Source organism: Patescibacteria group bacterium (assembly GCA_041645165.1).
GTDB lineage: Bacteria > Patescibacteriota > Patescibacteriia > 2-02-FULL-49-11 > 2-02-FULL-49-11 > 2-02-FULL-49-11.
In genome coordinates, this window is record JBAZQN010000003.1 from 66,789 (window position 1) to 82,397 (window position 15,609).

13 protein-coding genes and 1 tRNA gene are annotated in these 15,609 nt (G+C 48.6%); all 14 read right to left on the reverse strand.

Annotated features, from left to right (window positions below):
* Nucleotides 1-36: 36 nt before the first annotated feature.
* Nucleotides 37-1,491: an RNA-binding domain-containing protein gene (locus WC659_01830; protein MFA4872655.1), complete on the reverse strand. Its 1,455-nt coding sequence runs from the start codon at nt 1,489-1,491 to the stop codon at nt 37-39.
* Complete coding sequence (locus tag WC659_01835; protein ID MFA4872656.1) at nt 1,488-3,644, reverse strand: site-specific DNA-methyltransferase; 2,157 nt, start codon at nt 3,642-3,644, stop codon at nt 1,488-1,490. Before WC659_01835 ends, WC659_01830 begins: the two co-directional genes overlap by 4 nt.
* A 20-nt stretch (nt 3,645-3,664) precedes the next feature.
* Complete coding sequence (locus WC659_01840) at nt 3,665-4,051, reverse strand: hypothetical protein (protein MFA4872657.1); 387 nt, start codon at nt 4,049-4,051, stop codon at nt 3,665-3,667.
* Between the two features lie 21 nt (nt 4,052-4,072).
* On the reverse strand, nt 4,073-4,585 hold the full coding sequence (locus WC659_01845; GenBank protein MFA4872658.1) for a hypothetical protein: 513 nt from the start codon (nt 4,583-4,585) through the stop codon (nt 4,073-4,075).
* Nucleotides 4,586-4,732: 147 nt separating this feature from the next.
* On the reverse strand, nt 4,733-5,077 hold the full coding sequence (locus WC659_01850; protein ID MFA4872659.1) for a hypothetical protein: 345 nt from the start codon (nt 5,075-5,077) through the stop codon (nt 4,733-4,735).
* Between the two features lie 111 nt (nt 5,078-5,188).
* Nucleotides 5,189-5,803, reverse strand: coding sequence for a hypothetical protein (locus WC659_01855; protein MFA4872660.1), 615 nt, complete (start codon nt 5,801-5,803; stop codon nt 5,189-5,191).
* Between the two features lie 164 nt (nt 5,804-5,967).
* Nucleotides 5,968-6,387 (reverse strand): hypothetical protein, encoded by a 420-nt coding sequence (locus tag WC659_01860; protein ID MFA4872661.1) that lies wholly within the window; start codon nt 6,385-6,387, stop codon nt 5,968-5,970.
* A 15-nt stretch (nt 6,388-6,402) separates the two neighbouring features.
* A complete protein-coding gene (locus WC659_01865) occupies nt 6,403-9,408 on the reverse strand; it encodes an alpha/beta hydrolase (GenBank protein ID MFA4872662.1) in 3,006 nt (1,001 codons plus the stop codon).
* Between the two features lie 252 nt (nt 9,409-9,660).
* A tRNA-Asn gene (locus WC659_01870) sits at nt 9,661-9,735 on the reverse strand.
* Between the two features lie 96 nt (nt 9,736-9,831).
* A complete protein-coding gene (locus WC659_01875) occupies nt 9,832-10,191 on the reverse strand; it encodes a hypothetical protein (GenBank protein MFA4872663.1) in 360 nt (119 codons plus the stop codon).
* On the reverse strand, nt 10,188-10,529 hold the full coding sequence (locus WC659_01880; protein MFA4872664.1) for a DUF5674 family protein: 342 nt from the start codon (nt 10,527-10,529) through the stop codon (nt 10,188-10,190). Before WC659_01880 ends, WC659_01875 begins: the two co-directional genes overlap by 4 nt.
* An 11-nt stretch (nt 10,530-10,540) precedes the next feature.
* The gene (locus WC659_01885; protein ID MFA4872665.1) at nt 10,541-11,767 is read right to left on the reverse strand and encodes a sigma-70 family RNA polymerase sigma factor; all 1,227 of its coding nucleotides are present in this window, start codon (nt 11,765-11,767) and stop codon (nt 10,541-10,543) included.
* Nucleotides 11,768-12,117: 350 nt separating this feature from the next.
* Entirely contained in the window at nt 12,118-13,935 is a 1,818-nt protein-coding gene (gene dnaG, locus WC659_01890) for a DNA primase (protein ID MFA4872666.1), read from the reverse strand.
* Nucleotides 13,936-14,047: 112 nt separating this feature from the next.
* Nucleotides 14,048-15,586, reverse strand: coding sequence for a glutamine-hydrolyzing GMP synthase (gene guaA, locus WC659_01895; protein ID MFA4872667.1), 1,539 nt, complete (start codon nt 15,584-15,586; stop codon nt 14,048-14,050).
* Nucleotides 15,587-15,609: the final 23 nt, after the last annotated feature.

The window sequence follows — 15,609 nt, forward strand, 5'->3', positions numbered from 1 at the left end:
CAGAAACGGCCTTAAAATAGAGCCTAAATCGGCCTATCATGTTTTATTATCAACCCCCCTTGAAAATAAACCCTTGGGCATCTCTTGCCCAGGCTTTCTATAGTAACGATCCTTTTTTGCCTTACCAATTTTTTCTAGCAGTCCTTTTTCAACCCAGGCCTTCAAAATCCTAGACATTCTTAAGACATCGTGTACGCCGGTTGTTTCACGGGCCTGTTTATTCGTAATGCGATAGTTTGCATCTAAATATTTACTGACGGTATCCCAATATTCAACTTTTTGCAGATTAAGAAGTATAAGCAACACCGAGTTCGGTTTTATTGTCGGCGGAAAGTATAACGGTTCGTATAGATTTTTCTCTTTCATCACTTTATACATACGATCAACGCCTTCTCCAATATCCAGGTTTGGAGCAACTTGAAAACGATTCAATGTTCTTAATATTAAAGGGTTTCTGGCGAATCTTTCTGACCGTATATTTTCAGTAGTGATGTGTCCCGGATAAGTCCCCGGACTTTCCACCTCAACACGATCGTCAAAGAATCTAACCTGTATATCGTTCTGGACAAAATAATTTCTATGAATAACTGCGTTCGTAATAGCTTCTTGAAATGCCCACTCGGGAATCATAAAAGTTGGTCTAAATGAGGCGCCGCTTAGTTTTGGTCGAGAACTTTTCGCCACACTCTTAAAATAGTCAACAGCTTTTTCTATCTGATGCAAGAGAGATCCTTCAAGAGTAAATGGCCGGTCTACAAAATTTGGCTCACCTGTATAATTTGGTTTGGTCCCATAATAGTGAGAAATTTTAATTCCGCATTTATTTTTCAACATAACCGATGGATTTTTACCGAACAATAAGACTCCGGCTGTGGTGAGCTCGTGCTTTCCAGCTTGATCAATCGAAAGTCCGTTATCTTTCAAAAACTGCCAGTCATTCAAGCTTTCACTTGCGGTATCCTTTTTATATTGCTTCAGTAAATTTTCATCCACGTCGTCGAGCGTAAAAATGTCTGATTTCTCACTTTCAAATTTTATAGCGCCCTTCTCATACTTAAGACGCATTATTTCCGTAGAGCCGATTTTTACATTCTGCCTGCCTTTCCTTACGAAAGTATCGCCGCGCTTGAGGGAATGCACATCATTGCTCTTTTTTACACTCACTACAAACAACTTGTCCGGCTGCCTATTCACATTGGTTATATCGAGTTCAAATTTTCCCCAAAGATTAAGCGGTGGTTCAATTTCTTTTTCAATGAGCTTCAAAAACTCTGAAATATTATCCAGGTTTTCACTGATTCCAAGTAGTCGTTTGTGGCCTTCTGCTTTTGACGGATCTTCAAGCCCAACGACAATGTAACCACCTTCCGTATTTGCAAAGGAAACAACCGTCTCTAAAAGTTTCGCCGGCTCAATAGCGGCTCGCTTACACTCAAAAGTCTGCCACTCCTGGGTATCTAGAAAAATCTTTATTATTTCTTGGTCATTCATATATTCACCTCAATTATCTTCATCGTATCATTGCCGAAAATATCCACGACCTTGATTGCAAGCTTGTGCTTGCCCTTTCCAAGCTCGCGGGAAATAGATGTAAGTTCAAGCTCGCGCTTCTTCTTCGTACGGAAATCCTGCCACTCGTTTTCAAACACATAATCGCCAGTCCATACTTCTTCATATTCCAAGAGGTTCACCTGCGTTGGATTCGTTGAGCCGTCCAGTTTTATCTGCGTGGCTTCTTTTTTGGGTACGCGAACAACTTCTTTTTTGCTCTCAAAATTAAAATCAACCGCCCAATAATCAATCCAGTCCGTCCATTTTTTCGTGAGCGTCTCTCGCTCCACAATACCATCTTTGTCTTTGGATATTTTGATGATTTGGCCGTTTTCCACCACCAGCTTTTTACCCCCGGCTTTAAGATTTTCCTCAACTTCTTTGATTGAATCCTGATTATAAAATACTGAAAAATCAGTCAGCTCAACCGCTACCATTCCTTTTTTAACAATAGGTTTTACTTCAATATAGCTCACATCATGGAATACTACTTGATTCTTCTCAATCGCGCGCTTGTCAAACACATCGCGGGGAATGTATTTGAGCGCGAGATCAACGCCTTTGCCTTTGGCTTCTTCCTGAATGTTGGGAAATAATCCCATTTCAAACTCAAACGCCAAAACATCAACTTTGGTGATTTGCTTTTCAACTGCTTCTGTTATCACCGCGTCAACGAACAGCCGCGAGACCGGCATATTGATTGGCCCAATGGCAACGAGGCGAGAATTTTTCTTACCATGAAATGTTTTAAAGCCGTCAAAACTTTCGGCTTTGTATGCCGAAATAATAAGTGCAATAAAATCTTTTTCTTTTTGAGCGATTTGCTTTTGTTTCTCATCTTCGCGCAGGTTCGGATTGATACCAACAAACATCTGGCGTTCGTATTTTCCGAGATTTAAAATTTCAAAGGCGCGAAAATCTTTTCCCGCTTTTGCCAGTTCACGCTGAACACCAATCATTCGCTTGCGAGTTGTATGAATTGAGAATTTGCCTAAATCAGAACCAATCCACTTACGCCCGAGCTTTTCCGCAACAGCGAGCGTAGTACCCGAACCAGCAAAAAAATCCGCAACGAGATCGCCTTCGTTAGACGATGCTTTAACAATTCTCTCTAATAAATCTTCATGTTTTTGAGTAGGATAACCAACTTTTTTGTCCCCTCTTAACGCTGGCAATTCGATAAAATTATCGGCCTTGTTTTCCGTAACTTCAAAATAAACAATTTTGCCATTTTCGTCTCTTAGTCTTTGGGCTTTCCCCGTAACTGGATCCCAGACATGCTTGCTTGCGGTTCTAAATCCTTCTTCATTTTTAATTTTTTCGTAAACAATATTCCAGATATGCTCACCCTTGTTTTTTGCGTAATAAAATACCGTCTCGGTATTTTGATGAAATTTTTTCGACAAAGCTTTTAAACCTACTGCTGTGTAATGTATGACAATTTCATTTTGAAAATTATTTTCATTGAATATCTCATCCAGTAATATTTTAATATACGGGCTTACTCTCCAATCGCAATGCACATAAATACTTCCATCTTCAGCAAGTAAACCGTGCATAAGCGACAATCTCTCATATATCATCGCGATAAAACTATCCGCGCCCTTGCCCCATGTGTCACGATACGCTAATTCTTCCAGCACGCCGGGCTTTTTAGTAAATTCTTCTTCCCCGACTTCAATGTTCATTGAAAAATCCGCACCAACATCAAACGGCGGATCAATGTAAATCAATTTAATTCCACCTTGTTCTTGGATTTCTTGCCGAAGCGGACCATTTTTCAAACTGGAAAGGATTAATTTGTTGTCGCCCCAAATGAGCTTATTCGTCCATCCTTTGAGCTGGCGGCCGCGAGTGTCCACGTCAAACAGGGCCTGCTGGAGCTTGACCTCTTTTTCGCTTCTCGGCTCATCAACCTGCTCAATAACTTGAAATGGCAAAACGACATTCGTAACCTCACTCGTTTTTCCATTCCAGACAAGCTCCACCTCCTGCTTATCCGCAAAAAGCAAAAAACGATATTTATCCGGCAACGGCTTATCGGCTTCCAAGTATTTGATAATATCCCGTTTTTCGTTATCTGCTATTTTCATAACTACTCGATGAAAAAATCCTACAGGTTTTTTGGAGAAGGTGGCGAATTGTTTTCATTATAGCAACTCTCGCACTCCCAATACTCAAAACACCCATACGGTTTTGGGTCCTGGTTGAGAACTCGGAGAGTAAAATTACCGATGCGTTCCGTTTTGTGCCCCGCTTTCTTGGCTCTCTGAAATTCTGCTTTTGAAATTTTCGGTACCTTGCCGAAGTAATGCCCGCCGAGGTAGGAGCGGTTAGCACTAAGCCTGATAGAAACAGCACATCCGCAAATGCTGCACTGACGTGCGAGCACCCGAGCCGTCACCCGATCTTTGAGATTTTTAGTGAGAGTTAATGGCCTTGCCATACCTCCATGATCCCACAAAAAACGGCTTGGGGCAAGGAAAAACGTGGCAAACATACTGCAAATTTGCCACATCGCCTAGACGCCGCCTGACAATTTATACTTGGCATGGCGTTGATCGCCCAGCCGCGCCACAAGACCGCGGTTGATGAGTTCTTTGAGCCGGTTAGTCGCGGTAGTGTCGGTGACGTGGAACGCATCCCGAATATCCTGATTGGTGACCAGCGTGCCCTTCTGTTTGATGAAATCCACGATCTCCTGAAGACGCGCTTCATACTGCGCGCGCTTCCTGGTGTGTGCAAGCGTGAGATTGGCGTCCAGCTTGTCCTGAAATATACGGTCTTTGTCCGCATCCGTGAGCGGCTTCTCTACCTCTTTTATAACTTCTTTCACCACAGGCTCTGCGACAGGCGACGTATCGTGTGTCTCCTGAATAGGTGGCTCGCTTTCTAGCGAAGGCGCGTCCGGTGCAGGCGGTTCAAATATAGACGATGGTTCTACCTCCGGCGCGGGCTCTATAACAGTCACCGGTTCAGCGACTGGAGCAGGTTCGGCAACTGGCGCAGGCGAAACCGGCGCGCTTTCCGGCATGGTCTCTTCTGAAGGCGCATCCACCTGCGCACTATCACTTGGGATTATAGTACTCTCATCGCTTATACATTAAATTCTCTCAAACCCGTCGTAGGCCCTTTCGTGCGAAAGGTATCACGACAACAAATAAATTTTATGCGATGAGGACTATCCGCCGACAACGGCTGGTGGAGTCTTCGCTTGCCGCTTGAGGCGGCGATGCGTGCGGATGATGAGAATGATGCTTACAATAAAATATATCAGACCCAAAAGTGATCCATAAAATTCTCCGCTCCCAATCCCCAACGAATTACCGTCTCCGTTAGAACTATCCAGCACGATAAAAAGAATAGAAAGGGGAATATATATGCGGGCGAATTTGAACCAGTTAATAAAAACCTCCTTCTTTAAAAAAGCAAGTATAAACAGAAATGCCGATATTCCTATTGACCACGCGAATACGACGCCAGCAACGGTGTCAAAAAAATTAAGGCAATCCCACCTAGCATTCATACAAATCCCACCATAATCTACCCGCGCAAGTAATACTGATGCTACAGTTAAAACCAAGAGAAAAACGATACTAATGATCAATTTTTTGGTGTGTGTCATAGGCAGTAGTTATTATACCAACGAAGCCCGTATCGTTTCAATGATTTGGATAAGCGGCTGGGCATCCGATGGTTTGATGAGGAACTTGGGGAAACCCTGCAATTGTTTGACCAATCCCTTGAGAATACCATCGGCGGCCTTCACAAGTCCTTTGTCTAGTAGTTTCTCCGCCACTTCTAATTGCTTGATAACCGCATTCTTCACTCCTTTCTTAATGGCAAGCGTATTCACCACTTGCTTAAGCGCTTTGAGCGATTCCTTCGGATCGGGTTCTGCCGAAGGGGAAACGGTAACATCCGGCGTGCCGTCTCCCTGCAGATCAATTGAAAGACTGCTTGTAGTCTCAACTGTTTGCGTGATGAGGAACGCTTTGGTGTCTGGCGTGACGGGTATATTCGTATAGGCGGTAGAGTCAACCACTTCGTCATTAAACACCTCATCGATTTCGAGCGTGAACGATCCGAGAGCAAGACCCTGAATCTCGATGCGGTACTGATCTTGCGTATCCAAGCCCAGGTAAGTCTTTTCTCCTATTTTGTAGTAATAACTATTGGGGACTTGCGCTTCGAAAAGTTGATCATTTGAATTTGGGACGGGGCCGGTGTGGTTGCCGAAGGAATTGGTCATATAACGGTCCTTTTGCGACACCCTCTCGAGGCGATACACGTAACAAATCAAACGCAAAAATCCCCCTAAAAAGGGAGAATCCACAAAGCTTAAAAGCAATTGTGGATTAGTTAGTAGGGAAGCGGATTTATGGACTGTCGCCCAATTGAGGTTTTGCAGCTGGGTTATTTGTTTGGAGTGACTGGAGACGACGGTGTTGTCTGTTTTGATCGGCGGAGTTTGACGTTTTCACGTACAATAAGGATGATGGAAGTTAGTAAGAAAATAACAACCATTGTCCATGTGATTGATTCGTGATCAATGCCTACACTAAAACCCATTCCTGTCTCACCGGTTGCTGGTGCGAGAATTATGAGTACAAAAGCGATGAGGAGATAAACACGGGCGAAATTTAGCCATGATTGAAAAACCTTGATCTCCATGAATGTCATGGTAAGTGAGAGTAGAAATACTATTACAGAGAAGTAGGCGATTGCTGCGCCGGACTCTCCAACAGAATCTGACTCTGAGTAATTTAAAAAAGCACCTAGCAAAAAGCTGATCACCGATAGGAATAAGATTTTTTTAGGGTTAATTTTCTGCATACGCGTATCGCGTCTTTATTGTACCAACCGCCCCCTTATCTCGTCAATGATCTTAATAAGCCGCGTCGCATCCTCGGGGCTAATAAGAAACGTGGGAAAGTGTGTAAGTTGAGTCGTCATTGTTTTGAGAATTTGGCTCGCCACCTTGGGAAACCCTTTCTTGACGACCTTTTCCGCAGCTTCTATCTGTGCGATCAGCGCTTTTTTGAGACCCTTTTGGATATCAAGAGTCTGAACTATCTTTTTCAATATTACCAACGACACCCCCGCGTTGTCGGCTGTATCAGGAGTCACCGTTATATCATTCGTTCCGTTCCCATCAATGTCCATATTCAAATTAATGGGCGTTAGTCCAGTATCTGTTGTTTGTACCGTGAGTGTCGCTATGGTGTGTTCGGCAACCGGGATATTTCTGATGGCCGTAGAGGCGACAAGTGTATCACCGCGCGCTTCGTCAATTTCGAGCGTAAAGGTGCCAAGATCCGTGCCTTTCAGGACGACGCGAATCGGTTCGCTTCCGTCCGCCCCAGCGTATTTCACTTCACCGGACTCCATGTAGTAGCTGTTCGGTATCGTCTTTTCATAGAGCCGGATATCTGAATCGGGATCAGAATTTTCTATCAAGCCCGTATGGCTGCCCAACGCATCGTAGAGATGAATGTCAACTGGCGAATGCAGGGTGAAATCTATGGTTGTGTCTGAGGATCCCTGTGTCGGCTCTGTTACGGTGATGTGTTTAGTGTTCTCTCCTTCTTCAGGGTGTTCTTTCCCCTGGATGATATTGACAATGAACTCCTGCAGATCATCTATTTCGAAGATGCTGCCGTGATCTCGATTTTTTCTAAGTCGAAGATTCTCTTTATTATGTTTTCTTATATTCACATAATACCGATCCACTCCCTCCATCATGAGCGCGCTGGGCAGCACGACCGTTCCATCGCCTTGTATAGTCATCGGTTTGACTGTTTTATCGAGCGAACTGAGAGAAGCGCAGAAGAGACCGCATGAATACGTGATATGCGAAATCGTCTTAACACCCCATCCGGCAACTTGCACTACCTGCATGTGCGGGGGCGGCGACCATATATCGAGCGTGTCGTTATGCGTGGCTATAGCCCGCGAGAGAAGGTGCGGTTTGAGCACGTTGGGGTATTCGGCATCTTCCTTGTCAGGTTCTTGTCGCGTTCCTTCATCGCCTAAGAGGAATTTGTAAAGTTCTTCAGAAGAGGAAATATGTGCACCCGCGCGATTCACAAGCGCACCAAGTTTGCTGACACTTTCATCGAAGTTGATGACTGGCGTATGCACGATGTCGAAATACTTTTCTGACGGCAGAAGATCATACGCGCTTATCATGTTTTCCGCGGCCTCGCGCGCACGTTCTTCGTCCATGAGGAAACCGATATCATCAAAAGGCAGCTGCGCAGACTCGGCGTGCAGAAGCGCCTCAATCGCTTTCGGCGTGCCTAGCTGTGGCGGAGCAACCATGACGAGACGGTCAATATGATTGTAAAGATCGTGGTAAGGGTGATTTTCGTTTGCAATCTGAGTCAGAAGCGTTTTAGCGATCAAGCCGCCCATGCTATGCGTAATAATGGTGACATTGCCGCTTTTCGAAGATACAATAAGTTTTTTTATCTCTTCGAGGAGATAGGGCGTTTCAGTGACTCCACTGTTGTAATTGACATTTTCTCCGTCCACGATACCGCTTCGTATGAGGTGTTCGAAATCAAGGCGCCAATCGTAGGGAAGGGCTTTCCACTCGTTGATGATTCCGTCATCGTCATCTGCTAATTCATCCATGAACTTTTTAAATTTTTCATAGAAATTTGCCTGCAATACTCCGGTCGGGTCTGGAATAATATTGGCTTCGTCAATGATGTCGCGGGTATAAATACTTTTATCCAGACTTTCTCCTGTGGTAGAAGATGTATATAATTTTTCCACGTCAAAATTTCGATTTGGTTCCCACAGTTGATTTTCGAAAATTTCTTTTTTGTAGAGTCTGCTACCTTGAATACCAGGAAGAAACGCCACATTCGAGTAGCCTGTTTCGAATGTGAGTTCTCCGGTTGCGGGTAATCGCGATGACTCCTCGCCGTCGCTGGTTTCAAAATGGTATTGGTAATGCCCTTTGGGGAAGGTATCGGTGCGGACGTATTGTTCTCCGTTGGTGTAATTGCCATCGCGCAGCGAGATAGGTATGGTTTCGGCAGTGTCAGGCTGCAGGAAGCTAAGGATGGCTCCGGTGCCGTCGTCTCTGGAGATTGCCACATACGGCGGCGGATCATTGTCGGCGTCGGTGTAAATTATCTTAAATACGAGCGGGGTAACATCCGCCGTGCCCTTGTCCGGATTGATACCGTCGGTTCCATAACCGCTCTCGGCAGAGAATGAAAGGATGGGCGCGTGATTCGAGGGGAGCGCGGGGGTGAGGGTAAAGGTGAAGGGGCCATCCACCCATGGTTGGCCAAGATACCGCCAGTGTTCACCGTCCGTGGCTTGGAAATAGTATTCGTAGTTAGCGGCGTACGGAAATCCCGCTGGTACGGTTACGGTAAATTGCTCGCCGTCCGTATAATCTCCATTGTGGAGGAGAGGGAAAACGGGATCGGGAGCGGTGTCGCGGTGCAGGCGCAGTTCAGTAAAGAAAAATGGGTAACTTTCGGTGGTGCTGACGAATAGTTTGATCGCTTCTTCCGTTTCATCGTCGTCATGCGCGAGCGCGGCAGGGATGAAATCGTGGCGCGTCAGTACGGGCGCTGCGATGACCGGAGGATGGTTGTCCGGATGGGTGTAAACCATGGAAAAGGTGAGCGGGGTATTGGCAGGCGCGGTGTCAAGATTAATTGCGTCCGTACCGTCAAACCCTTCGGCGGGAGAGAAGGCGAGCGTGGGAGGGTGCGCAGGAAAAAACGCCCTTGCCGGATCGACCGGATTGGGAAGAATGGAAGCAATCGCCCAGGCCGTAACAGTGCCTATGAGAAGTAAGGAAATGCGTTTGAGAATTGAGAAGTGCATGAGGGTAAGGATAATCCCTCCAAGTATGCCATTACCGTATCACGCGGACGGAATTGCGCAAGTGGATATATTTTCTGTTTGTTTTCTTGTCCCCCGATCAGGTGAGGACAGCGTCTGGATCCCCGATCAAGTCGGGGATGACAGGTGGAGAGCGCGGGAATGACAAAACAAAAACACCCCGTAAAAGGGGTGTTAAAAATCAAAACTCCAAGGGCGAGATTCGAATCCCAAACCAATCCGCCGCAATTTCTCTGGCTCCGAGACCGGGATTCGAACCCGGAACCAACTGCTTAACAGGCAGCTGCTCTACCATTGAGCTATCTCGGACGGTTAGCCAGAGAATTTGGGCGGACTGCTCTACCTCCGCCAGCTGGCGGAGAGCTACCTCGGATTATTGTTCATTGTGAAAGAACCATTTTGTCTTTATTCTTCTTGCATCTTTTTGTGCCGCGCCATCTGTGCGGCATAGGAGAACGCGTAGAAATATTTCTGCCAAAGCTCGTCAGTTGAGCCGTACTGGTTTTCTCCCACAAAATAATCAGCGAGCGCTTCCCGCACGCGCGCCACTTCTTTCAAGCGCGGATACATTCTATTGCGGGGATCTTGCAGTGTCAAATCAAGAAGTTCGAGCGCCCTGTCAAAGGCGAGGGCGCTATACTCCCCATTTCCTTTTTTTCTCCAGCTGATGGTCCGTTCCACTTCGCTGCCCACGTTCGCAAGCTGTTCCATGAATGGCAGCTCAAACCACCTGCCATTGGCCAATTGTTGATGCTGGAATGTCATAATTTCACTAAATCCCGCACCACCTCACATATTTTTTTTTGCAGTTCAGCGTTATCAACCCCGCGGCTCCGGTTATCCTGCCAGGGGCGTATATTAATCATCGAGTCAAATTCTATCCATTCCTCTCCCTCCGCCTCAGGTTGCAAATTGATGCCCCACAGATCTTTTTGCGCTGAACCGTTTTGTAACATGAACGCTTCCTCATCCGCATGCAAATCTCCCCCCACCGCCATAATTCTCTTCTCAATATCCACCACTGCCTTCACCAAATTTCCATAGAAACCCTTCGCCATATCCCGGAGCTCTGCGATAGTAATATGATCGTTCACAATTTGCATAATTCGTTTGATTAGTAATCCTTCAATTTTGCCATACCGGCGTGCGCCTCGATTTTTTCCAAAGCCTTCGCTTCGATCTGCCGAATGCGCTCCCTTGTCACGCCGAACTCCTGCCCCACTTCTTCCAGAGTGTGCGCGATGCCGTCCACCAGGCCGAAGCGCATTTCCAGGATCTTCTGTTCGCGCGGCGAGAGCCCTGAAATAATTTGCCGCACGTGGTCGCGCAGGAGCTGCAGGGCGGCCGCCTGGGAAGGGGTGACGGTTTTGACATCCTCTATGAAATCGCCGAGCTTTGATTCATCCTCCCCTTCATCCCCCACCGAGGTCTCGAGCGACACGGTATCCTGCGATATCTGGATGATGTGGCGGATTTTGGCGACCTCTTCGCCCATTTCCGCGGCGATCTCTTCAGGGAGCGGCTCTCTTCCAAGATCCTGGATGAGCTGCCGCTCCACTTGCTGGAACTTATTTATAGTCTCCACCATGTGCACGGGAATACGGATCGTGCGCGACTGGTCTGCCAAGGCCCTGGTGATAGCCTGCCGGATCCACCACGTGGCATAGGTGGAGAATTTATAGCCCTTGCGGTAATCAAATTTTTCAACCGCCCTAAAAAGCCCGATATTCCCCTCCTGAATAAGATCAAGAAGTGTTAAGCCCCCGCGCCCCACGAATTTTTTCGCAATGGATACCACGAGCCGAAGATTCGCTTCGACGAGCCGCTTGGTCGCTTCCCGTTCGCCCCGCTCTTTCCTCTTGGCAAGGTTCAGTTCCTCTTCCTGGACAAGGAGCGGCACTTTCCCTATCTCCCGAAGGTACATCTGGATCGAATCAGAAGAAATGTCGGAAAGGTCAAGCCGCTTCTGGTCGGCAGAGAGCCCTACTTCGCGCAGGATCTTTTGGCGCTCCTCAGGCTTCGCGAGTATCCCTAAATCCCTTTCAATCACCTGGATGCCTGCATGTTCAAGCTGGTCAATCGTCTCCTCAAATAGGTCAAGGTATTCCTCAAGCCGGGGAAAGGCGTACAGGAGCTCCATTTCAGTCACGAAACCGCGGGACCGCGCTTTCATGACCACCTGCGCTATGTCCGGTTTAAGATCTACGCGCGGCGCCTCTGCCGCAGCGCGCGGCTTGCGGACCGGCACATTCCTTTGCATCCGTGCACGGAACGCGCGGTGCTTGGGCCTGCGGATGAGCCTCTTTTGGTGTTTCATCTTTGTGCGTGAAGGATGTTTCATGCGTTGAAGAGAAAAAAATTCTGTAACTACTGACTTAGTCCTTATAGCGAAGGAATACCAATTTTTCGAGGACTTATGCCTGTTTCAGACAGGCATAAGCGTTCAAGCTGCTAAATCGCGTCCGCAGAAAAATTGTGTATTCCTGAGCGGGAAAAACCTGTGAGCAGATACAATCTTTAATGCAAAACGCTTCAATGCCGCGGGCTGACGCCCGCCGCAGTGAGTACAAAGGGGTAAACCCCGTTACCATGGGCTTGAGGTCCATGACATTGGTCGTCATTCCCCTTTTGGGTTGATGTACATTCATCTACGGTCTCAACGACTCTGTAACGCTCTAGTAACGGGGTAAATCAAAATTCAAGCTCGGCAAGCGCTTGCGTGAGCACGGTGAATTCCCTGCTCAGCGCGTCAAGCTCGGCAGTGTCCTTAGCTGCCGTTGTAGGCAAATTTTTTTGTTCGCGCTCCCGGATAATCCGCGAGAGCGCTTCCACACGCTCTTTCAGCACGAGCCGCTTCAGCGACCGTGCCAGATGAGTGATTTCTTGGAGAAGCTCCGAATCGCTTCTTCCTTGATACTCGAGGTCCCCGCGGGTGGCGAGGATTTGGACGTTTCTGTGAAGCTCTGGTAGAGACGCTTCAATCGTCGCAATGAGATGTTCGCTGGTGTGGATTCTTGACTCACTGTACCAAGAAGTGAGCATCTTGTAAAGCGCCTGATGCGGCTCCGGCACATACTCATGGGCAATGATCTGGACCGCATGCGGTATCATGGGAGGCGTAGTGAGCAAAAGCGAAAGCATGCGCTCCGTCAAACTCTGCGCAGGAAGAAAGGGCACTGCTTCCTTCACGGGCGCCGCGGCGGCGCGCGTGCCCTGCGATGAGGAGACAGCTTTGGCAAGCGCTTCGCGCAATGCCTGTTCTGACACACGCAGTTCTTCAGACATGCGCTTTACATAATGGTCGCGCTCAATCGGGTCCGCGAGCTTGAGAAGGTAAGGAAGCAGTGCGCCGGCAACCGCCTTTTTATCCTGTACGGTATCTCCAGGATGCTCTAGGCGGGCTTGCGTAAATAAATATTCAAGGATCGGCTGGCTTGCATTAACCGCCCCGATAAACGCTTCCTTGTCTTTCCGCACCACTTCATCAGGGTCTTTGCCTTTATTCTTAGGCAATCGGGCTAATTTTACCGTGAAGCCGGCTGCCCAGGCGAGTTCGAGCCCGCGCAGCGCCGCGCCTTTTCCGCCCGCATCGACATCGAAACACAACACGAGCGTGTCCGTGACGCGCTTGAGAAGGATGAGTTGCAGCTCCTCGAGATTAAATGAAGTTCCTGACGAGGCTATGGTATTGCGGATACCCGCCTGCCATAAGGAAGTAACATCCATTTGCCCCTCCACCACCAGCGCAAACCCTTGTGCGCGTATGTCCTGTTTGGCTTTATCGAGACCGAAAAGTACCGCACGTTTGTGATACAGCAGGGTTTCGGGCGTGTTCACGTACTTGCCCCCTTCCTCCTTATTTTCTTTGAGCTGCCTGCCGGTAAACCCAACGATGGCGCCATGGTGGTCCCGCAGAGGAAACATAATCCTGTCGCGGAAACGGTCGTAGACACCGCGCTCTCTCCCCGGCAAGGCCATACCCGCGTTTACCATCTCCTGGTCGCGATATCCTTTCGCGCGCAAAAAGCGCGTGAGCTCTTCCCAACCCTGCGGCGCGTAGCCTAAGAGCCATTCCTCGAGCGTGTCAGGGATAAGACCGCGTGTTTCTTTTAAATAACGCAGGGCTTCTGCGCCTCGCGCGGTCTGCAGCTGAACCGCAAACCACTGCGCGGACGCGGAAAGGAGCTCCCTCATCCTCTGCCGCTCACTCTTAAGCTGCGGATCCTCCCGTTTCAATTCAACATTCGCTTTTTTCGCGAGGATCTCCAACGCTTCCGGAAATTCAATATTCTCGATCTTCTGGATAAACGTAAACATGTCTCCCCCAAGATTACACCCGAAACAATGCCACATCTGCCTTCCCCGGTGCACCATGAATGAAGGGGTTTTTTCATGATGAAACGGGCACAAACCTTTGAGGTTTGCACCTGCCATCTTCAGCGGCACGTATTCTTGGATAATATCCACGATATCCAGCCGCGATTTGATGTCATCGACAGGAGAGAACATAATAAGTGAAAAATCCCAATGTCAAAATCCCAATGTCAAATGAAATCCCAATAACCAATATCAAATTTGACATTTGAAATTTGAATTTTGACATTACCGCGCCCTGCGCGGTTTATTCCCACTCGATCGTGCCCGGCGGTTTGCTGGTGAGATCATAAAGGACGCGGTTGACGCCCTCCACCTCATTGGTAATCCGCGTGGCGAGGCGTGCGAGCACGTCCTCGGGAATACGCGCCCAATCCGCGGTCATCGCATCCTCTGAGGTTACGGCGCGCACGACGATGGGATGCGCGTACGTACGCTCATCGCCCTGCACGCCCACAGAACGCACCTCCGGCAGAAACGCAGCATAATATTGCCACAATTTTAATTTTTTTGCGAGCGGGTCTAGCGTTTCGCGCACGATCGCGTCCGCCTGCGCGAGGGTCTTCAGGCGCCCTTCATCCACCGCGCCCACAATCCGCACGGCAAGGCCGGGACCGGGAAACGGCTGGCGCTCCACCACTGCGCGCGGGAGCCCCAAAATCCTTCCCACCTCCCTGACCTCATCTTTGAAGAGCATGCGCAGCGGTTCAATAAGTTTCAAATGCATGCGCGCAGGCAGCCCTCCCACGTTGTGGTGCGTTTTGATGGTGCTTGCCGTCCTGCCGCTTCCCGCCATTGCCGATTCGATCACGTCAGGATAAAGCGTGCCTTGGACCAAAAAGGCGGGTTTTGATTTCAGCCGTTTTGCCTCTCTCTGGAACACTTCAATAAAAGTCCGTCCTATGATCTTCCTCTTCTCCTCTGGATCGCTTACCCCTTTTAATTTATGCAAAAATAATTGCGGCACGCGCACCACCTTCAAATCCGCCTTCAGCATGCGCCGCATCGCCTGCGCCACTTCTTGTTCCTCGCCCAAGCGAAGCAGGCCGTGGTTCACGAACACCGCAATAAGCCGGTGGCCGAGGGCATGGTGCACGAGCGTGGTGGCCACCGCCGAGTCCACGCCGCCGGAAAGCGCGGCGATCGCGTATCCCTTGCCCGCCTTTGCTTTAATTTCCTCTATGGCTGACGTCACGAACGACGGCATAGACCAATCCGGCGTGAGGCCTGCAATACGGACCAGAAAATTCTCAAGCATTTTTTTTCCAAACTGCGTATGCACGACTTCCGGATGGAATTGCACGCCCCATATATTCTTTTCCTTATCCCCCACGAGGGCAAATGGGGAATGTGCAGTCACGCCATATGCGTGAGTGCCTTTGGGGAGCCGCACGACGGCATCGCCATGGGACATCCATACTCTCAATTGCTGAGGGAGACCGGCAGTGAATGGCGATCCGCGGACAATCTTTACGCTCGCGGGGCCGTATTCTCTCTGCTTCATCCTTACCACTTTCCCTCCGGTGAGATAACACGTCAGCTGCTGGCCATAACATATCCCTAAAATGGGAATGCCCAGCGCAAACAATTCTTTCGGCACGCGCGGCGCTCCCTCTGTATATACTGATGAAGGCCCTCCGGAAAGAATAATCGCGTGTGCCTGCTTGAGCCTCTCAAGCGGCGAGCGATAAGACACCAGCTCCGCGGAAAATCCCAACTCGCGCACCCTACGGGCGATCAACTGGCTGTACTGCGCGCCAAAATCAATGACAAAAACTTGGGACATAATGCTTAAAATGAGAATAGTGA